Genomic DNA, 19,848 nt, shown 5'->3' on the forward strand with positions numbered 1-19,848 from the left:
TCCCATTGCCAATAAAAAAGGCCCCGCCGAAGCGGGGCCTTTCATCATCTCCAACCCATCACCCGTTCTTCTTCAACCACGCATCGAGTTCAGGGACGCGATCCTTACGCACACCGATACGGTATTGGATATTCGCAACGGCCGTATCCGCCCCACGGCGTGATGTCGGTGCAATGTTGGCCTGGGCAAACGCACGCATCTTGTCGATCGAGGTGGGATCCAGCGACGAATTGACCAGGCGCGGGTAATACTCGCTACGTGACGTCGAATCGATCAGTTGATTCATCTGATCGTGATGCGCAACCGCGAAATCAAAGGCCAGTTCCGGGTGACTACGCGACACCGTGGAAATCATGTTGGAACTGTTGGTCGCACCCGGCTCGTTGGTCAGCGCCAGATCAAGTGCACGTTTGGCGAGGCTCTCATCCTTGGCCGTCGCCAGCAAGGTGTACAAGGTGTCCTTCACCAATGGCGTTTTCTCGGTCTGTGCATGCGTACGCAGCTGATCCCATGTGGTTGCATCGGCGTTATAAGCCACCACTGCCGTGATGGTCTTGCGCAGCGGGCCAGGTACCGCAGACGGATCGGTTGCCTGAGCGGCATAGCGGCGTTGCGCTTCCTTGATCACATTCGGATCGCCCAGATCGCTCAACGTACTGATCAGATGATTGCGCAGGATCGCCACCGTCGCCGCTTCGCCCGCCTTTGCCTCCCAACCCACCTGGTTGAAGACAGGCTCCAACTTGGCGATGGCAAACGCGCGGAAGGCAGCCTGGCCCGGATCACCATCGCGGTAGTAGCGATTCAAGCTGCCAAGCACGCCCGCGATGTTCTCCCATAGAACCGGATTGGCATCGGTTGGCGTCGCCTTGACCAAATCCAGCACGGACGAAGCAGGCTCCAGTCCTGCAAGCCCCAATGCGTAGGTGTCATCGAGCAGCCCAAGCTGATCGATCGGGGCGAGCTTGGCGTAATTCGCGCTCAGCGCAGCGAATGCTTCCGGCGCGTACAGGGTACGGTAATAACCAGCCTGCCCCGCATTGACCACGACTGGGCCACAGCCCGGCACCACCAACGACGTATTGCCATTCACCAGCGTGCTCGCCGGCGCGTTGCCCACCGTCTGTGCAATCACCGGCACGTGCCAGTGCCGCATCATGCGGTTCGAAATACCCTTGCTGAACTGCCCTTGGGTCAGCTCAAGCGTGGTATTGCCGTTCTTGCAGGTTTCCGAGGCCACCCGGATCAGCGGCACGCCGGGCTGCAAAGTGAAGTCGTGGGCAATGGTGGTAACCGGTTTGTCGGTCACCGTTTCCATCGCCTTCCACAGATCATCGGAAACTGTGTTGCCGTACGCGTGATCCTTGATGTAGCGGCGCACACCATCGCGCCACACATCCGGTCCGAGATAGTTTTCCAACATGCGGATCACCGATTCGCCTTTGGAATAGGTGATGGCGTCAAAAGCCTGATTGGCCTGCTCCACCGTTTCCACATGCTGCACGATCGGATGGGATGTGTTGACCGCATCGAGATTCATCGCTGCTTCGCGAATATCTACCGTATCCAATTCAGCGTGCCATTCCGGATGCAGCTTGACCGTGGTGCGTGTCGCCATCCATGAAGCGAAACCTTCGTTGAGCCACAGGTCATCCCACCAGCGCATGGTGACCAGATCACCGAACCACTGGTGCGCCATCTCGTGCGCCTCGTCGCCGAATACTTCTTCCTTGTCCGCCTGGGTGGAGATCGACGGATCGAGCAACATGGCGTATTCGAAGGTGAAGATGGCACCCCAGTTCTCCATCGCGGAGAAGAACTGGCTGCTGCCCGGCGAGGCGATGTTATCCAGCTTGGGCAGTGGATACGGCGTGCCGAAATAATCGTTGTATTCGTGCAGGATGGTCTTGGCTGAGTCCAGCGCGAAGCCAGCCTGCGAGGAAAGCCCCTTCTGAGTGACCACACCAATCTCTGTACCATCGGAGCTGGTGGTCACCCGGTCGAAATCACCGGTACCAAAGAACAGCAGGTAGGTCGACATCTTGGGCGACTGCTGGAACTGCACGCGAGTAAGGCCGTTGCCAAGATCCGTCTTGTTCGCCACCGGCATATTGTTCACGGCCATCTGGCCGGTAGGCACCGTCGCCGTCAGGCTGAACGTCGCCTTGTAAGCGGGCTCGTCCCAGGAGGGAATAAAGCGACGTGCATCGGAATTCTCGAACTGAGTATACAACGCATGCTTCTGACCGGCCTTGGTGTCGTAATCGATCACAAACAGACCGTTGGCCTGGGTGTCGATCTTGCCGGTGTAATCCATGCTCAGGCGATAGCCGCCAACCGGAAGCGGCTTGGCGAAGGTAAAAGTGGCCGTCTGCGTATTCGCGTCCACTGAAACTTTCGGTGCGCTGAAGCTTGCCTGGCCTGAAACAGCCTGCAGGCTGACTTTGGAAAACTTCAGGTCGATCGCATTGAGCGTGATGCTCGCCGTCGGCTTCAGCACATCGACCGCCACGGTGACCTTGCCGTCGAAACTCAAGGAGCCAACGTGCGGCGTTACCTCGACATCGTAATGCGAGGGCCGCACATCGCGCGGCAATTGGGTGGTGCCGATAACCTCGGCCGGTGCACTCGACTGCGCCATGACGGGCTGACCGGCACCAGCGCCAGCCAGAGCCACGGCAATCGCGGAAAACAAGATACGGCGCATGACGTTCCCCTATCCAAATACCAACCTTGGATAGTGCGGTCTCGATGCAGGGTTTAGACAGCGCCAGAAGTCATGCCGGCAGGTTGGTTTATCCAGGCTCGGGGTAAACCAACCTTTCCAGGCAGCTACGCTGTCGATTCAGTTCGACGTTTTCGCAGGCGTGGCCACTTGTTGCAACGCACCGACGCTGACGTGCCCTGCCCAGCCTTCGAAGACGGTCGCCGCCTTGTTATCGACGACAGTCGCCATTTGCTGGACCGTCGGGCAGGCGACGGCGTTGGCCACCGGACGATCCAGCGTTCCCATGCCTTCCATGCAGTATTGATTGCCACCGCTGTTCATGCGCGCCAGCCATTTCATGCCTTCGGTATAACGCTCCTGTGCGCGCACGGCCGCCGTGGCATCGCCGTAAATGGGACGCATCTTTTCCAACAATTCGTCGGCAGCTCGGTGTTCGGCCCTGGTCGAAGCCTTGTACACCTCATCGTAGGGTGCCTTGAAACGCGAATCGGGACGCTCCGATGCCAACGCAAACCACGCCAGCGCCAATGCGCGATTTTTTGGCTGATGGTCGCCATTCAAGGCCATGACACCCAGCACATACTGCGCCGGCTTACTGGCCCAACCGGCCGCGGTAGTGAAGAAACGCAACGATTCGTTGTAATTGTGCTGGCCGTAAGTAAGGCCGCCAAGGCAATAGTAATAATCACCTGGCAGAAAGCGCTCCTCGCCGATCACGCAATGTGCGGCCGCGAGATCGGCATCGCTGGGAACGTAATCGCTGGAGCTGGACGAGGCCGGGGCTTGAGGCTCTGCCGCGCCAGCCCAAGAGACCGCTGCAAAGGAAAGGCCAAACAAAAGACCGGACGCCTTCAAAAACAACCTTGACATGCAAACGCTCCCTGTAATTCGCCAATGACATGGTGGAAGGAGATATCAGCGTAAACGCAGCACGGGTCATGTCGATGACATGACCCAACGATATTCCGTCCGTATTTCACAATGTTTTCGGCCTCGTCGCGAGTGACTGATGGCACGTTATCCCCGTATAAACGAGCAAGGGCACGCGTGGCGTGCCCTTGCTTTGGTATCAACCTCATGGAGGTCCTGGCTTGCCGGTACCGATCGTTCCGATCAGCCTCCGCGCAGCCTCAGCACAAGATGAAGTGTGGATTCCTTCTGGATGTTGTAATCACTCAGCGTCCTGCCATCTTCCAATTGCTTTCCAGCAAAAATGAGTCGCTGCTGATCGGGCGGGATGCCTTCCTTGTCTTGAATGACGGCTTTGACATTTTCGATGGTGTCACTGGGCTCAACTTCCAAGGTGATGGTCTTGCCAGTAAGCGTCTTGACGAAAATCTGCATTGCCATTGCCGAGATGGGAAAGCCAGAGGCTGTCACCACCAGCAGCGCGAGCAAGCACGACATCCAGCGAGCACGATATTTTCGGGTATTCATGGCTATGCTCCGGTATGAAGAAGTAACTACTGCGCCACGGTTATGCCACTCGGTTCACTGCCGAGCGCACCCTGGCTAGCGCTTCCGAAATCGCTAAAGACCTGACACTGGCCGTTTGCCGGATTGACGGTAAAGACCGCGCCATCGCCGTTCGTTCCCGCGTCGCTATCGGATACACCAATCAGGCCGCTGGGCAGCCATGCCAGTTCATACGGCGCCACGCCAGTTACCGTAGCTCCCGCACTATTTGTGCAACTCAAGCTGCTGACCAACGTACGGTTACCCGTTGAGGGATCGACTTGTATGACAGCGCCACCACCGCCGGCACTGAGCTCCTGCACCAGTACGAAGATCTGCTCCGTGGGACTCACTATCACGCCGTATGGCGTCGATTGCGGATTGGCATCGACCCAGCCTTGAGCGCTATTGCCAAAGTCGCTGAGCACTGCGCGAACACCGGTGGCTGGATTCACCGAAAAAAGTTCGCCCTGACCGTTGGTCCCGGCACTGCCATCGGCAACCAGCACCGTTGTACCAAGCAAGCCGAGCAGCCCGGGGTAATAGGCCAGGCTATCAGGATACTGTCCCTGCGGACCGGTGCTGTCCCCAAAATCGGTAAGCACCGTGCGATTGCCAGATGCGTCCACCGAGAAAATGGCACCCTGGCCGTTGGTGCCAGCAAACGGATCCACTGCCAGGACAATGCCCGAATTCAAAAGGCCAGGAATGACCGGAATGGGCAAAACAGCTACCGGGTCCTCGCCAAGCGTCCCTTGTGCGCTATTGCCAAAATCACTCAACAAGGTTCTGTTACCTGTCGTAGGGTCGATTTGGAAAAGCGCGCCTTGCTGTCCTGTACCAGCGCTGCCATCAGTCACCAGCACCGAAGCCGGGCTCAACAAGCCCAGCAACTGTCCCGGCAACCACGCTATACCAGCAGGATCAACGCCCGTCGCACCCTGGCTGCTGTTGCCAAAATCACTGAACAGCGTGCGGGTGCCAGCGTTTTGATCGACGACAAAAAGCGCTCCTTGCGCATTGGTGCCTGCTTCCTGGTCGATAACGAGCACATTGCCTGTACTGATGGAATCGGCCGAAGCGGCTCCGGCAAACCCCATCAATAGCATCAAGGTAAGAAGCTTTCGTTTCATGTCAGCCACCTGTATGCGTGGAATGTCGATAAATGCATGCCGTCCACAGACGTGTCACGTCCGCGGGTAGTGTTCCAAGCGATAAGCCGTCGAAATTCGAATCGCCTAAGCAAGGCGAGCGCGTTACGCGAAAGACCGCGTCATAGCCAATAAATTAACGGGGACAGAGTCGAAACACGCGCACCCGGCGCGTAGATACGCTCGCTGCTGTCAATGGCCGGTGAAGTAAAAAGATTTCATCAGCATCGTTTCGCATATGTCAGGAACAATCTGCTTAAGCCACGTGCTAAGAGACGAAATCCAGCACTTGAACCATCATGGACAATGATGCTTCTGTTCGCACTTACGTGAGAGTTCCACGCTTTTTGTCCATGCCATTCGAAGCAGGTGGAGGATCATTGGTGACAAGACCCACCACTTCCACGCGATTTCTTCCCTTGCGCTTGGCGACATAAAGCGCGCGGTCAGCCGCATCGAGCAAATCCATAGGATCCATCGGCATATCAGGCGTCTGTGTAGCAACACCAATGCTCACTGTCACCCGTCCATGAGGACCGTCCGGATGCACGATTTGCAGGCGCTCGATGGCGGCCATCAATCGCCGCGCAACATCCAGCGCCGTCTCGGCAGGCGTGTCGACAAGCACCACTACAAACTCTTCGCCGCCATAGCGGGCGACCAGATCCCGAGCCCGTACCTGGCTGCCACTGAGGGCGCAGGCGACCTTGACCAGGCAGGCATCGCCGGAAATATGGCCAAGGCTGTCGTTGTACTGCTTGAAGAAATCGATATCGATCATCAACACGGAACAGTAACTGCCATCGCGCTTGCCTTCCTCCAATGCTTCACGCAAGCGCGTGTCCAGCGTCACCCGGTTGGCGATGCCCGTAAGCGGATCCCGTCCTACCTGCTGCTCAAGACGCAAAGCACTGAGATCAACAGCTCGCTGCATATCCATATGGCGGCTTTGGATGAATGCGACACGCAGCCCATAGAACAGCACGGACGCACACGCCACCAGCAGGCCAGGCAGGAAGCTGATGCGCGATGCGCTGACCCCCAGCATCACCACCATCATCGACAGGATGATCGGCGCAAACGAGGCAATGGTTTGCGACACGGTCAGCGACGGGTGAAATGCGCGCAACCAGCGTGGTGGCTGGCGCATGGCCACCAGCACCAGCAACGCATGCGGGATATCGATCAATGAACCCGCCCACCAGGGAAGGCCGTGCAATTCGACGCGGTTGTAGATAGTGGCGACGATAGCATTGACCAACAGATACGAAGCGGCTGCGTAATAGAAGAAACGCCACCGAAAGCTGCGCGTGCCAAAGAACCGCAGGATCGCCATGAACGCCATCGAAAAATCAATCGCATCCGCGAGATAGATCACCACGTAAATGCTGGATGGATTGGACGCCAGCGGACCGCTGAGCAGCTTGGTGAAGAACTGGTACACCAGCACCGCCACCATGCATGACAAGGCCAGATCCAGCATCGCCACCGTACGTGGTTCGTTCCGCACGAACGAGCGCGTCACCATGAACATGCACGGGATCACGTAGAGGCCGGAGAAAACGGTCGCCATCGCGGCGAGATATCCGCTCTTGTCGCCCCAGATCAGCGCAAGCACGTTGGTGCCAGCCCAGAGCATCTGCATGAGGACCATTAGCGCGAGCAGCAGCCAAGGCAGTCGAATGAGTGCGGGACTGCGACGGAATCGCATCGACACCGCCCAAAGGGCCGTGCACTGCACCGCCACGAGCATCACCTGAGGCCATACGTCCTGCGCGTGGCCGCTCCGGTTCGCCAGAACCAGATGGGCGATCAGCAGTAGAACGAGTATCCAAATAACGCGCAAAGCAATGTCTCTCTATAAATCCTGACCGGGTCGTAGCGAGGTATCTATGGACCAAAAGCGTCACACCAGCAGCCACGCCGCCCTGGCCCCTGCCCTTGGCATAACCCCCTCGACCAGAACGCAGTTCACGCCCCATTCCTCCACCTGCGGCGGAACTTTGGCAAGTGCTCAATGTACGCCAAGCAAGTTACGAGCCTGCGGCCTTCAGATAGACGCCCCGTCATTCGCCTTCCATTCGCCCGACGAAGACGGCAACGTCCGGGTGGTTTCACTCGCCACCACCACGCAGTTCCTGCCGCTACTCTTCGCTGCGTACAGCGCGCGGTCGGCTTCCTCCAATAGAGTAAGAGCATCCGCACGCATATTGGCGGTTTGCGTGCCGATTCCGATGCTCACCGTGATCCGTCCCTGGGGGCAACTGGCATGCACAATCTGCAAGCGCTCAATGGACGCCATCAGCCGCCGCGCCACTTCCAACGCCGTTTCCACAGGCGTGTTGGCCAGCACGACGACAAACTCCTCGCCGCCGTAGCGCGCAACCAGATCGCCGGGGCGCAGCTGGCTGCTGCTTAGTGCACAAGCCACCTTGACCAGGCAGGCATCGCCTGCCACGTGACCGAGGCTATCGTTGTACTGTTTGAAGAAATCGATATCGATCATCAGCAACGAGCAATAGCCGCCGCTGCGCCGACCGTCTTCCAGCGCCTCATGCAAGCGAGTGTCCAATGCGGCACGATTGGCGATGCCGGTGAGTGGATCGCGTCCGACCTGTTGCTCCAGTCGCCACGCGCTCTGGTCGACGGCGCGCTGCATATCCATGTGCTGGCTCTGGATAACCGCCACACGCAGCCCATAGAACAAGACGGATGCACAAGCTGTCACCAGGCCGGCTAAAAAACTGATCCGCGACATGCTGATGCCGAGCATCACCACCATCATCGACAAGATCATCGGCGCAAATGACGCGATCGTTTGCGATACCGAAAGCGTGGGGTGGTAGGCGCGCAACCAGCGCGGCGGCTGACGGAGAGTCACCAGCATAAGCAACGCATACGAAATGTCGACCATCGAGCCGATCCACCATGGCAGACCGCGCAATTCGAGGCGATTGTAAATGTACGCCACGATCGCATTGGCCAACAAATAGGTACTGGCCGCGTAGTAGAAAAAACGCCAACGGAAACTACGCGCGCCAAACATGCGCAGTATCACCATCGCTGACAGCGAAAAGTCGACCGCATCGGCGTGATGGATCACCAGATAGATACTGGAAGGATCGGACGCCAGCGGACCGCTCGCCAATTGCGTGATGAATCGGTACAACAACACCGCCACCACGCACGACAGAGTCAGGTCCAGCATCGCGATAGAACGCGGCTCATGCTGGCCAAAGGAGCGCGTTATCATGAACATGCAAGGGATCATGTACAGGGCGGAAAACACGATACCGATGGCAGTGAGATAGCCGCCTTTGTCGCCCAGGATCGTCGTGAGCAGGTTGATGATCGCCCACAGCACCTGCATGAGGGCTGCAAGAGCCAGCAATAGCCATGGCAGCCGGATCAGCGGTGGACTGCGCTGGTAGCGGGTAAACACGCACCATACCGCCGTCCCTTGCACCGCGATCATGGTCAGTTGCGGCAACACATCCTGCGCATGGCCGCTCCAGTAGGCGAGCACCGGATGCAGGATCAGCAACAGAACCATTAGCCAGACAACGCGCAAACGAATGTCCCCCTTAAATCCGGACGAGAGCGACAACAAGGTAGCCATGGACCAAAAGCGTCACATCGATGCCACCCGTCATGCCCATGCCCCTTCCCCATGGCATGGTTACATCGTCGATCAGGACGATGGTCAAGCTCAATCCCTGCCTCTCAGGCAAGAGCACTGGCAAGCCCTTGCGTACACCAAGCAAGTTACAGGCCTTTCCCCCAGGTAAGCCATCTGCCACGCTGCACTCGCTTGGCCACGGACGGGCACGGCCATTGCATGCCTGTCAGGGTTTGACGGCAGCCAACGTGGCCAGGGACGTTCATGGGACACTAGCGCTACCGTGTCCGCGGACCCGTGGCTGAAGCCGTTTTGCACCACAATGAATCAGGGGGATTCATGTCGTCGACGCAAGCACTGGACCATGCCCGAGCCATCCTGGCGACGGCCGATGCAAAGCTGGACAAGCTACGGGCTATCGAGCCCTATTTGATTGACCTTTCATTGCGCGAAAATCCGGTCGGCTCCAATGTCGGCCAGACCCTGCGCGACAAGCTGGGCATTCTGCCCAAGCTGCGCGAATTCGGTTTCCAGAACATCTCGTTGGGCACGCTCGATTACGCCATCCCTGACGAGCTGGAAGTCGATGACGACTTCATGATGTATCTGCGTGACAACCACGTGGACTTGACCGGCTGCTTTGCATTTACCGCAATGGGTATCGCGGCAACCGATGGGAGCTTTACGCCCGACCCCTCCCAGCTGAAGCTGAAAGCCTACGGCGTGCCCAACACCGTGCATGAGATCTATCTCAGCAAGCAAGGCATGCAGGGCGTTTACGACTTTGAGACGCTGCGGCGCAGCCTGCCCGTCAGCATCCGCTGGCTGCACGACAATCTGCGCGGCGATCATGGCGGCCCGCCTCGTATCCTGATCAACATCGTCGACGGCTGCGATGCGTTCTCCAGCAACCTGGAGCAGACCTGCGAGATCCTTGCTCTGCTTGCCCAGCTCCCGATCGAAGGCATGACCTTCGAGGATGATCGCGGCACCTTCCTGCCCTTTCAGGTGGGCGCTTATGTGGCCGTTGCACGAAGCCTACTTCCACCACCGTTCAAGATCCTGGTGCATATCCACGGTGGTGGCGGCTTCGAGAATGCGTCGGTGATCGAGGCTCTGCTCAGCGGCGCGGACGGTATCTGGGGTGGTTTACCTAAGCGTGCCGCGATCATCGGCCATGCCTCCATCGGCGAACTGCTGGCGAACCTGTCACGCATCGGCAACCCGCATGTGCAGCGCTACCAGATGGGCGAACTGCTGCCACTCGCCACCGCGTTTCAGTGGCTGGACGAAAAGGGCCCGGTGCCCGACGACTTGCCTGTGCTGGGTCACAACGCCTACCGCATGACCTTCAGCGGATTTCAGCAACGCAGGGACCGCTTCATGGATCTGCCACCGGAGGCTATCGGTGGTCGCTATGGTTATCGTGTCTGTGCGTTGATCAGCGATCCACCAGTGATCGCCGGCCGCCTCGCGGAAGTCACCGGATTACCCACGGACGATTTTCCCGACGATGTCCTGCAGCAGATGATTCGTCTGATGCGTCGCGATCTGCGCACCGGGCGACGGATCGACTATGACAAGCCCGATGTGCTGTTGGAACTCTATGCGCGAGCCAAGGTGTTCTGCGGACACCATCGCCCGCATACGCACGCAACCCATCACGCGATCGCTGATGCCTCAACCGAGGCCAAGTGAGCTTCGCTCGACCACCTCATCCAACCGTTTAACCATGGAATCCGTACGATGACCGCGATCGACACCAAGCTCGAACTGGATGGCGACACCTACAAGACCCTGCTCGAATCGACCCGTGCTATTCCTTGGAAGATCGACTGGAGCACCATGCAGTTCGCCTATATCGGCCCGCAAATCGAAGAACTGCTGGGCTGGGCACCGGAGAGCTGGCAAACCGTACAGGACTGGGCCGACCGCATCCACATCGAAGACCGCGATTGGGCCGTGAACTTCTGCGTCGCGCAATCCAAGGCGGGCGTCGACCACGAAGCTGACTACCGCGCGATCAAAAAGAATGGCGAATACGTATGGATCCGCGACGTGGTGCATGTCGTTCGCAAGGACAATGGCGAAGTCGATTCGCTGGTCGGTTTCATGTTCGATATCAGCGAACGCAAGCGCACCGAAGAACAGCTCGCCGCGCTACGCCGCGAACTGGAAGAACTGTCTTTCAAGGATGGCCTGACCGGCGTCGCCAACCGCCGCCGCTTCGATACCGTGATGGAAACCGAGTGGAGCAACGCCTGCCGTTCCAAGCAGCCGATCTCCCTGCTGATGCTGGATATCGATTGCTTCAAGCAATACAACGACCACTACGGCCACCTGGAAGGCGACCAATGTCTGAAACGCGTAGCCAAACTGGTGAGCTTGGCCGCCATGCGCCCGCGTGACTTTGCAGCTCGCTTCGGCGGCGAAGAATTCATCTTGCTGCTGCCCGATACCAACGAAAGCGGCGCATACAAAATCGCCTCACGTTGCCGCGATTTGATCGCCGGCGAACACATTCCGCACGAAGGCTCCGACGTCAGCAAATACCTCACCGTGAGCATCGGTCTTTGCACGGCCACACCCGATTGCGGTGATGAAGTGCGCGCGTTTATCGAGATGGCGGACAGGCGGATGTATCAGGCCAAGCAACGGGGCAAGAATACGATTACGAATGATTGATATCCCGATGCTTTTTCAAAGCCCACAAGAGCGATGTAAAGAAATAATCCGAACCTGCAGTGGATCTAAAGTTTCTTCGAACGACTATCTGGATACCATCGCAAATAAAGCTCGAGACATTGAGCTAACCATCGCTCCCCAGCCAACTGCCTTGAATAGCATTCGAAGTTCGCTCCAGCTCTGATGAGCCGTATAACAATCTTTCGGATTCAACCAACAACGATCATAAAAAAGGGCCCTCAAAAGAGGGCCCTTTTCGCAATGATTATTCAATACCTGAAACTCAGGCAAACGGATCATCCAACACAATCGTGTCGTCACGATCTGCACCGGTAGCCACGATGGCCAGGCTACAACCGGACAGTTCTTCCACCGCACGCAGATAGGCGCGTGCGGCCGGCGGGAGCTTGTTCCAGTCGCGGATGCCGGCGGTGGATTCTTCCCAACCCGGGAATTCCAGATAGACCGGCTTACACTCGGCCCAACCGTCGGCGTCGAGCGGAGCGAGTTCGCGGCGCTTGCCACGGTATTCGTAAGCGATACAGACCTTGATGGTCTCCAGGCCGTCGAGCACGTCGAGCTTGGTGATAGCCAGGCCGTTGATACCGTTGATCTGCACAGCGCGCTTCAACGCAACAAGGTCGATCCAGCCACAGCGGCGCGGACGGCCGGTGCTGGCGCCGAATTCGTTGCCGACCTTGCGCAGGCGCTCGCCCATTTCGTCGTTGAGTTCTGTGGGGAACGGACCGCCACCGACGCGAGTTGCGTAGGCCTTGCAGATGCCAAGCACGTAATCGATGTCGCCCGCGCCCACGCCGGTACCGGCCAACGCGCCACCAACGGTGGTGTTGCTGGAGGTCACGTAGGGATAAGTGCCGTGATCGATATCGAGCAGTGCGCCCTGCGCGCCTTCATACAAGATGTTGCCGCCTTCCTTGCGTACGTCGTGCAGGATGGTGGCGACATCGTCGACCATCGGGCGGATGAATTCGCCGTAAGCCAGCGCGTCATCAAGCACCTTCTGGTAGTCGACCGGCTCGGCCTTGAGCCACTGGGTGAGGATGAAGTTGTGGTATTCGACGGCGGCCTTGATCTTCTCCGGCAGCTCATGCGGGTACATCAGGTCGGCAACGCGCACGCTGCGGCGGGCCACCTTGTCTTCATATGCCGGGCCGATGCCGCGGCCGGTGGTGCCGATGGCCTTGGCGCCGGAGGCGATTTCGCGGGCCTTATCCACGGCGATGTGGTACGGCATGATCAGCGGGGTGGCCGGGCTGATCTTGAGGCGCGGACGCACATTGACGCCCTGGGCTTCCAGTTCTTCGATTTCCTGCTTGAGCGCGGCGGGCGACAACACCACGCCGTTGCCGATCAGGCATAGCGCGTCGTCGCGCAGAATGCCGGACGGAATCAGATGCAGCACGGTCTTCTTGCCCTTGATGACAAGGGTATGGCCGGCGTTGTGACCGCCCTGGAAGCGCGCCACGGCGCCTACGCGTTCGGTCAACAGGTCGACGATCTTGCCTTTGCCTTCGTCGCCCCACTGTGCTCCAAGAATTACGACTGACTTACCCATGGTACTTCTCGCTCTAAGACGTTCCGATCGGCGGAACGGGAAAACTATCGCGCGCGATGATGACCGCGCGGTGAAAGTGTCAGTGAATCCAGTGCAAGGTGACCAGACCTAAGCCGATCGCCAACGCGCCAAACAGGCGCAAGGTGCGTGGATCCAGTTTCAAAGCCTCGCGCATCATCGCCTGCCAGCCATGCGGTACGGCGAATAGCACAAGGCCCTCGATCACCAGCACCAGACATAGCGCGGCGTAAAATTCGCGTGGCATGGCGCCGGCTTAATGCCGCGCCGGCGCAGGCGCCGGGTTGCCGAAGTAACGCAGGAATTCGGAATCGGGCTTGAGGATGATGGTGCCCTTGCCGTCGCCAAAAGCCTTCTTGTAAGCATCGAGGCTGCGATAGAAGGCGAAGAAATCCGGATCTTGCGCATAGGCCTGCGCGTAGATCTGCGCGGCTTGTGCGTCGCCCTCGCCCTTCGCCTTGTCGGCATCGCTTTCGGCATTAGCGCGGATCACCTGCGCCTGGCGGTCGGCATCGGCCTTGATGGCTTCGGCCTCCTGCTTACCGTCCGCGCGGATGGCCGCGGCCTGTTGCTGACGCTCGGTCTGCATACGCTTGTAGACCGCGGCCTTGATGTCGTCGGGGAATTCGATACCGGTAATGCGCACGTCCACTACCGAAATACCCAGCGTCTTCTGCGCTTGCTCGTTGGATTGCTGCACCGTGCCGGCGGTGAGGTCGCCCGGGTTGCCGGCAATCAGCTGCTGCAGACTGCGTGTATCGACGATGCCGCGCAGCGCGTTGCTGATGATCGGACTGAGGCGCTGGCCGGCCTGCAATTCGTCACCACCCGTCGCGCGGTAGTAATCAGCGGGATTGGCAATGCGCCATTTCACGTAGAAATCGACGTTGACGCTCTGTTTGTCGGACGTGGCGTAACGCTCCGGTTGCCCGTCGAACGACAGGATGCGATCGTCCAGGGTCAGCGCCTGTTGCAACAACGGCACCTTCACGTGCAGGCCAGGCTGCTTGTCGGTGCGCAGGATCTTGCCGAACTGCAGCACCAGCGCGCTTTGCCCTTCGCCTACGGTGTAAAGGCTGTTGAAGCCGAGCAGCAGCGCCAGAACGATGATGATGGCAGCAGTGGTCTTCATGGCTGCTTCCCCTTGTCGGCATCGTCGCCCAAGGCATTGGCCGGCTGCGCTACGGTACCCACGCCCGGCAGATTGGTGGCGGGCTGGCTGTCGGCATGATCGTTGGTGATGTTGATGACGCTGCGGCCATCGGAACCGTCGATCACCTTGTTGCTGGCGTGCAGGATGTCTTCCATGGTCTCCAGCCACAGGCGGCGGCGGGTGACGTCCGGCGCGGCCTTGTATTCCTTGAGGATCAGGTTGAAGCGCTCGGCATCACCTTGCGCACGCGCAACGCGTTCGGATTTGTAGGCGTCGGCTTCCGCAGCCAAGCGCTTGGCATCGCCGTTGGCGAGCGGCACTTCCTGGCTGGTGTTGGCATGTGCCTGATCGATCATGCCCTGACGATCCTGGCGCGCCGCATTCACATCGTCGAAAGCGTCTTTCACTTCCTGCGGCGGCGTGATGGCCTGGAAACTTACGTCAGTGACGCGCAAACCGCAGTCATAGGCATCCAGTGTGTGCTGCAACTGATCACGCACTTGCTGCTGCAAGGCGGTCAACGCAGGTGCCGGCGCATTGCCGTCACCCTGGCTGGTGAGGATGTCGTCCATTTGCTGCGCGCCGATCACCGCGCTTACTGCGGCTTGTGCGGCTTCGTTGAGCGTGCCGTCCGGATCGCGAGCATTGAACAGGTATTTCTGCGGATCGGTGACCTGATACTGCACATTGAAATCGACCGCCACGATGTCCTCGTCGCGGGTCAGCATGCGGATCTGGTCGGACATGGCGCGTACGCGCGAGGTCGCCACCGGTTGCACGGTCTCGACCGGCAGCGGGAGCTTGAGATGGAAGCCGGGACCGACCGTGCGCGCATAGGCGCCGAAGCGCTGCACCACGCCGACCTGGCCGGGGCCGATCACGGTATAGCTGGTCATCAGCAGCCAGGCCAGGATGAACACGCCCACGATGGTGAACAGGCCACCCGGACCACCAAGTTTGCCAAAGCGCTTGGAAAGATCCTTGAGGGTAGCCTCAAGGCCCGATTTGCCACCGGCGCTACGCTTGTTCTTGTTCCATGGGTCGCGTTGCCCGTTACCGGGTTCGTTCCAGGCCATGGTCAGTCTCCTTGGGGCCGCTGGGAGGCCGGCAACAACGGCCGGAAAACGCTCTGTGCAAGATGGGACATGGTGACAGGTTATGGGACGTGCAAGTGCCCGGAAGGCTGCGCGCACAAACGGTCGCATTCTAGCAGAGACGGGTCGAGGGAGCCGCAATGACGGCAGAAATACCCCCTACCCCTAGGGGGCGCGGGATGAAGGGGGGCCGTCTCGCAGCCCAGGGGCATTCAAAGCGGGCTTTGATGAAACGAGACCCCTCGCCTCACTGCTCAAAGCCGAGCCTATTCGTGGCGATGCCAACATGGCGGTCAACGCAACGCCATCGATCCTTCATGATCTACATCCTGACGTGTAAGCCAACCACTCTTCGTTGACGCCACCGCTAGTGGCACACCCGGGCAATTGCTACAACGCGAGCTTGCCCGTGGCTATCGCGAAGGATGATGGCATGGTTGTGCTCTCCACCCAGCTGGTGTGTCCCGACGGGCTCTGTCTCAGCGACTTGCCACACATCGAAAGTCCCTTTATGGCGACCAGTGACATGCGCCGGCTATCCGAAGATGCCTATTACCGGGTGATCCGGCAGATGCCCTACGGCTTTGGACACTTGCACCCTTCGTGGATTACGGTCGAGCGTATCCGCGATGAACTGGCCAAGGCTCTGGAAGATGGCAAGATATTCCTGCTCAAGCCCACACCATTTATGCCGGCGGTGCGACGAGTGGTTACCACCGACCCCACCCAAAACCAATGGGAATACTGCGGTGACGAATACGCTCTGTTCTTTCGCAGCGCGGTGAAGCGACAGATATATCGCTTATCAAACCCCTGGCGGGGCGGCGGCACGCCGACATGCGCCGTCGCCGCACCACCCTTCGACGCGTCCCTAGAAGGCCCCCCTCGCACCACCACCTATGCCGCGCGCCGCACCCTGGAAGAAGCGCAGTTCCGCCGCACACCGGATTTGCCCATCATGCCACCACCCTTCGTTACCGGGCTTGGCAGCGAAGTGGATGCCATCGCCGCAAAGTCGCCGACGTTGCAGGGGCAGTTGAAGCATCTCAAGGAACAAAAATGGGGCTTTGTCTATGGCGAAGCCCCACCTAGCAATACAAATTATCCACAAAAAATCATTGAGATCAGTCCCGATTTGCAAAACCGGCCAGAGGCCGTGGTGCAACAGCTCTCGCACGAAGTAGGCCATGCCATGCACCCCACCCAGTGGAACACTAGCTCCCGCGCTGCCTATATCGACAGCGCCCTGGACGGCGAGGGCTGGGCCACGCTCAACAACGTGACGGTAGAGCACGAGATATTTTTCGCAAGCGGGCCGGACATCGGTATCGCCAGCGCCAACCCTTCCTTGCTGGTGCCGCAGTACCAAGCGATCTATCAGCAATACGTCCTCAGTGGCGACGCCAACACTGCCGTCAACGCCATCGGCAAGCTCTACGGTCAACACGAAATCACCGGCGGCGTGCCTTATACCGACTACTACGGAGGCGACTATGACCGCCGTTTCAGTCACTAAACACGCTGCCCTCGCCTTTGCTCTGCTGCTAACTGGAGCCGCCATGTCCGCCGACGTCCCTCAACCACTGCCCTATACCTTGCAAGAACTCGCACGCTCCCTGCCAGCACCCATGCCAACCACAAAAGAAGTGGTGCAAGCATTTCTGCGCACATCGCTGCACTTGCGTCAAGCCGATGAATACATGCGTGAGTACAACATTGCCACCCCGCTGATCACCCGCGATGGCTACATCATCAAACGAGTCTATGCACGCGAGAACCCACCTGGAGCAAATGGCTGGCGCACGGACGATAAGAACTTCTTTGCACTAGATCTAACGTTCGCAAGTACTCCGTGTGTGCCAGTGGAGTCGCTGCGTCAGATATTGAACTTACCCCAGCGTCCCATTGACATAACGGGACCAGAACCCGGCAATTATATCGTGTTTGGTCGATACCAAGCATGGGGAGGGGTATTTATCTCAGTCAGGAATGCGCAGCCAAACTGTGCAGCCAGTCTAAGCATCAACGTCTTCCCGCCACCGCCACGCGAACCCTGAGTGCGTGCATGTTTAGCGCCACGCGTGACAGGGCCTTGGCCACACTCAACAACGTCAAAGCGCAGCAAGAAATTCTCGTCGCTGGTGGGCTGGACATAGGCATTTCCAGCGCCAACCCTTCCTTGCTGGTGCCGCAGTACCAGGCCATCTGTCAGCAATACGTCCTCAGTGGCGACGCCAACACTGCCGTCAACGCCATCGGCAAGCTCTACGGTCAACACGAAATCACCGGCGGCGGCGTGCCTTATACCGACTACTGCGGAGGCGACTATGACCGCCGTTTCGGTCACTAAACGCGTTGTCCTCGCCTTTGCCTTTGTTTCCCTGCTGACAGGAGCCACCATATCCACCGGCGTCCCGCAACCGCTGCCCTACACATTGCAAGAAATCGCACGCTCCCTGCCAGCACCCATGCCCATTACACGTGAAGCGGTAGAGGTGTTCCTGCATACCCCCTTGCGCCATCTGCGGGATACACCCTCCATGCGCCTGTACGACGTCGCAACACCATTGATGACCCGTGATGGCTACATCATCAAGGAGATCGATGTGCGCGAGGCCAAATCAGGCTCAGAGGGATGGCGTACAGACGGACGTAATTTCATTGCGTTGCACCTGACATTTGCCGCCACACCCTGCGCATCGGTCAATCTGTTGCAACAGTTACTGGATCTGCCACGCTCCCCAACCGATCTGACCGGACCGGAACCCGGTGACTTTGTGATCTTTGGGCGATATACCTCTTGGGGGAGATATTCATCGACGCCAGGAATGCGCAGCCGGATTGCGTGGTGGATATGGGCACCAGCGTTAACCCACCTCCGCCGCACAAATCCTGAGAGGTAAAGACAGGCTGACACCTAACACTAGTAACGATGGCGCACGAGATGCTCGCCGCAGGCGAGCTGGACATCGGCATCACCAGCACTCCCCTTCGCCCGCGGCGGGTGCGAAAAGGCCCCCAGCCTAGTCGACGTGGAGATCACGGACAGATCTTAGATAGCTGGATCCGGGCTGCCCAGGAGCCCTCGCAACAACTCGATCTCTGCACCCTGCCCGCCAGCCATCGGCGCCAGCACGCTGCGGGGGGCATCGATGCGCAGACGCCAGCCCTCCTCATCGATGGCTTCTTCGGCAATCGCACCTGCAGCGCGAAGTTTGGCGTGCAGCCGGCCGGCAGACAGCGGCAGGCGCAGTTCGGATTGCACCCGCTCACCGCCGAGCAATTCGCCCAGCGCCTGTCGCAGCAAGTCCAGACCTTCGCCGCTATGCGCGGACAGCCACACCTGCTGCGGCACGCCTTCAGCATCGCGCACGATGCGTGGCTCACCGCCGGTGAGGTCGATTTTGTTCATCACGTGCAACTGCGGCATATCGCCGGCGTCGATTTCTTCCAGCACCTGATCGACCACTTGATGCAGGCGCTCGCGTTCTTCGTCGGCGGCATCGCTCACGTGCAACAGAAGATCGGCGTCGCGAGCCTCCGCCAGGGTGCCGCGGAAGGCGGCGACCAGATCATGCGGAAGTTCGCGGATGAAGCCGACGGTATCGGCCAACACGGCTGGTCCGCAGCTCAGGTTTTCCAGCTTGCGCACGGTGGGATCGAGCGTGGCGAACAGTTGGTCCGCCGCGTAGACCTCGCCTTCCGTAAGCGTGTTGAACAGTGTGGATTTGCCGGCATTGGTGTAGCCCACCAACGCCACGCGTGGCACGGTGTTGCGCAAGCGGGCGCGACGCTGCTGATTGCGCTGGGTCTGCACCTTCTCCAGCCGCTTGGTGAGCATCTTCACGCGCTCAGCCAGCAGGCGACGATCGGTTTCCAGCTGGGTTTCACCCGGGCCACGGTTGCCGATGGCACCGCCACGCTGTGCATCAAGGTGAGTCCAGCCTCGTACCAGGCGAGTAGCCAGGTGTTTGAGCTGGGCCAGCTCGACTTCCATCTTGCCTTCGTGGGAGCGGGCGCGCTGGGCGAAGATGTCCAGGATCAACCCGGCACGGTCGACCACCCGGGCGCTGAGCAGCTTCTCCAGATTACGCTCCTGCACCGGCGACAGCAGATGATCGACCAGGACCAAGTCAGCGCCCAGGGCACGTACGGCCTCGGCCACTTCTTCGGCTTTACCGGTGCCGATGTAATAACGGGGATTGGGCACGTCGATACGTGCGGGAATCGTAGCCAGCACTTCGGCGCCGGCTGATTTCACCAGCTCGACGAATTCTTCCGCCCGTTCGGCCGCATCGCTCCCGCCACGGGAATGTGGCAGGACGAGTACGGCACGTTCGCCTTTCTTTTGTCTATCGAACAGGGTGAA

The 19,848-nt window shown here is 59.2% G+C and carries 17 protein-coding genes; 6 read left to right on the plus strand and 11 right to left on the minus strand.

All coding sequences use genetic code 11. From position 1 onward, the window contains the following. Positions 1–58: 58 nt before the first annotated feature. From ISN74_RS12750 to ISN74_RS12775, 6 genes are all read right to left on the minus strand, one after another. A complete protein-coding gene (locus ISN74_RS12750) occupies positions 59–2,707 on the minus strand; it encodes a M1 family metallopeptidase (RefSeq protein ID WP_188801168.1) in 2,649 nt (882 codons plus the stop codon). Between the two features lie 138 nt (positions 2,708–2,845). Next, positions 2,846–3,598 (minus strand): hypothetical protein, encoded by a 753-nt coding sequence (locus ISN74_RS12755; RefSeq protein ID WP_188801169.1) that lies wholly within the window; start codon positions 3,596–3,598, stop codon positions 2,846–2,848. Between the two features lie 243 nt (positions 3,599–3,841). Further along, positions 3,842–4,126, minus strand: coding sequence for a ubiquitin family protein (locus tag ISN74_RS12760; protein ID WP_203546606.1), 285 nt, complete (start codon positions 4,124–4,126; stop codon positions 3,842–3,844). Positions 4,127–4,191: 65 nt separating this feature from the next. Then, complete coding sequence (locus ISN74_RS12765; protein WP_188801170.1) at positions 4,192–5,316, minus strand: hypothetical protein; 1,125 nt, start codon at positions 5,314–5,316, stop codon at positions 4,192–4,194. A gap of 343 nt (positions 5,317–5,659) precedes the next feature. Beyond that, positions 5,660–6,979, minus strand: coding sequence for a GGDEF domain-containing protein (locus tag ISN74_RS12770; RefSeq protein WP_188801171.1), 1,320 nt, complete (start codon positions 6,977–6,979; stop codon positions 5,660–5,662). Between the two features lie 405 nt (positions 6,980–7,384). Further along, on the minus strand, positions 7,385–8,953 hold the full coding sequence (locus tag ISN74_RS12775; RefSeq protein WP_188801172.1) for a GGDEF domain-containing protein: 1,569 nt from the start codon (positions 8,951–8,953) through the stop codon (positions 7,385–7,387). A 339-nt stretch (positions 8,954–9,292) separates the two neighbouring features. Between ISN74_RS12775 and ISN74_RS12780 the strand changes: the two genes are divergently transcribed. Together ISN74_RS12780 and ISN74_RS12785 are read left to right on the plus strand one after the other, a co-directional pair. Beyond that, complete coding sequence (locus tag ISN74_RS12780) at positions 9,293–10,651, plus strand: beta/alpha barrel domain-containing protein (protein WP_203546607.1); 1,359 nt, start codon at positions 9,293–9,295, stop codon at positions 10,649–10,651. Positions 10,652–10,699: 48 nt separating this feature from the next. After that, complete coding sequence (locus ISN74_RS12785) at positions 10,700–11,638, plus strand: GGDEF domain-containing protein (protein ID WP_188801173.1); 939 nt, start codon at positions 10,700–10,702, stop codon at positions 11,636–11,638. Positions 11,639–11,921: 283 nt separating this feature from the next. Here the strand turns inward: ISN74_RS12785 and ISN74_RS12790 are convergent, their stop codons facing one another. The 4 genes from ISN74_RS12790 to hflK form a co-directional block, all read right to left on the minus strand. After that, positions 11,922–13,214: an adenylosuccinate synthase gene (locus tag ISN74_RS12790; RefSeq protein ID WP_188801175.1), complete on the minus strand. Its 1,293-nt coding sequence runs from the start codon at positions 13,212–13,214 to the stop codon at positions 11,922–11,924. Positions 13,215–13,293: 79 nt separating this feature from the next. Beyond that, on the minus strand, positions 13,294–13,479 hold the full coding sequence (locus ISN74_RS12795) for a DUF2065 domain-containing protein (RefSeq protein ID WP_188801177.1): 186 nt from the start codon (positions 13,477–13,479) through the stop codon (positions 13,294–13,296). Between the two features lie 9 nt (positions 13,480–13,488). Beyond that, positions 13,489–14,364 carry a protease modulator HflC gene (gene hflC / locus ISN74_RS12800; RefSeq protein ID WP_188801179.1) on the minus strand — a complete coding sequence of 292 codons (876 nt, stop codon included), beginning with the start codon at positions 14,362–14,364 and terminating at the stop codon, positions 13,489–13,491. Beyond that, the gene (hflK, locus tag ISN74_RS12805; protein WP_188801181.1) at positions 14,361–15,461 is read right to left on the minus strand and encodes an FtsH protease activity modulator HflK; all 1,101 of its coding nucleotides are present in this window, start codon (positions 15,459–15,461) and stop codon (positions 14,361–14,363) included. Before hflK ends, hflC begins: the two co-directional genes overlap by 4 nt. 451 nt (positions 15,462–15,912) lie before the next feature. On the opposite strand from hflK, the gene ISN74_RS12810 reads away from it, so the two are divergent. Genes ISN74_RS12810 through ISN74_RS12825 form a run of 4 tightly spaced genes read left to right on the plus strand, consistent with a single transcriptional unit; the run spans position 15,913 to position 18,382 of the window. Beyond that, positions 15,913–16,995, plus strand: coding sequence for a hypothetical protein (locus ISN74_RS12810; RefSeq protein WP_188801183.1), 1,083 nt, complete (start codon positions 15,913–15,915; stop codon positions 16,993–16,995). Between the two features lie 43 nt (positions 16,996–17,038). Beyond that, a complete protein-coding gene (locus tag ISN74_RS12815) occupies positions 17,039–17,536 on the plus strand; it encodes a hypothetical protein (protein ID WP_188801185.1) in 498 nt (165 codons plus the stop codon). Positions 17,537–17,544: 8 nt separating this feature from the next. After that, on the plus strand, positions 17,545–17,829 hold the full coding sequence (locus tag ISN74_RS12820) for a hypothetical protein (protein ID WP_188801186.1): 285 nt from the start codon (positions 17,545–17,547) through the stop codon (positions 17,827–17,829). Then, on the plus strand, positions 17,807–18,382 hold the full coding sequence (locus ISN74_RS12825) for a hypothetical protein (protein ID WP_188801188.1): 576 nt from the start codon (positions 17,807–17,809) through the stop codon (positions 18,380–18,382). The genes ISN74_RS12820 and ISN74_RS12825 overlap by 23 nt, the downstream gene beginning before the upstream one ends. A gap of 149 nt (positions 18,383–18,531) precedes the next feature. Here the strand turns inward: ISN74_RS12825 and hflX are convergent, their stop codons facing one another. Beyond that, positions 18,532–19,842, minus strand: coding sequence for a ribosome rescue GTPase HflX (hflX, locus tag ISN74_RS12830; RefSeq protein WP_188801228.1), 1,311 nt, complete (start codon positions 19,840–19,842; stop codon positions 18,532–18,534). Positions 19,843–19,848 lie beyond the last annotated feature (6 nt).

This window comes from Dyella caseinilytica (assembly GCF_016865235.1).
Taxonomy (GTDB): domain Bacteria; phylum Pseudomonadota; class Gammaproteobacteria; order Xanthomonadales; family Rhodanobacteraceae; genus Dyella_B; species Dyella_B caseinilytica.

Coding starts and splice junctions, on each gene's coding strand:
- ISN74_RS12750 (WP_188801168.1), bottom strand. CDS start 2,707: ATGCGCCGTATCTTGTTTTCCGCGATTGCCGTGGCTCTGGCTGGCGCT.
- ISN74_RS12755 (WP_188801169.1), bottom strand. CDS start 3,598: ATGTCAAGGTTGTTTTTGAAGGCGTCCGGTCTTTTGTTTGGCCTTTCC.
- ISN74_RS12765 (WP_188801170.1), bottom strand. CDS start 5,316: ATGAAACGAAAGCTTCTTACCTTGATGCTATTGATGGGGTTTGCCGGA.
- ISN74_RS12770 (WP_188801171.1), bottom strand. CDS start 6,979: ATGCAGATGCTCTGGGCTGGCACCAACGTGCTTGCGCTGATCTGGGGC.
- ISN74_RS12775 (WP_188801172.1), bottom strand. CDS start 8,953: ATGGCTACCTTGTTGTCGCTCTCGTCCGGATTTAAGGGGGACATTCGT.
- ISN74_RS12780 (WP_203546607.1), top strand. CDS start 9,293: ATGTCGTCGACGCAAGCACTGGACCATGCCCGAGCCATCCTGGCGACG.
- ISN74_RS12785 (WP_188801173.1), top strand. CDS start 10,700: ATGACCGCGATCGACACCAAGCTCGAACTGGATGGCGACACCTACAAG.
- ISN74_RS12790 (WP_188801175.1), bottom strand. CDS start 13,214: ATGGGTAAGTCAGTCGTAATTCTTGGAGCACAGTGGGGCGACGAAGGC.
- ISN74_RS12795 (WP_188801177.1), bottom strand. CDS start 13,479: ATGCCACGCGAATTTTACGCCGCGCTATGTCTGGTGCTGGTGATCGAG.
- hflC (WP_188801179.1), bottom strand. CDS start 14,364: ATGAAGACCACTGCTGCCATCATCATCGTTCTGGCGCTGCTGCTCGGC.
- hflK (WP_188801181.1), bottom strand. CDS start 15,461: ATGGCCTGGAACGAACCCGGTAACGGGCAACGCGACCCATGGAACAAG.
- ISN74_RS12810 (WP_188801183.1), top strand. CDS start 15,913: ATGGTTGTGCTCTCCACCCAGCTGGTGTGTCCCGACGGGCTCTGTCTC.
- ISN74_RS12815 (WP_188801185.1), top strand. CDS start 17,039: ATGTCCGCCGACGTCCCTCAACCACTGCCCTATACCTTGCAAGAACTC.
- ISN74_RS12820 (WP_188801186.1), top strand. CDS start 17,545: ATGTTTAGCGCCACGCGTGACAGGGCCTTGGCCACACTCAACAACGTC.
- ISN74_RS12825 (WP_188801188.1), top strand. CDS start 17,807: ATGACCGCCGTTTCGGTCACTAAACGCGTTGTCCTCGCCTTTGCCTTT.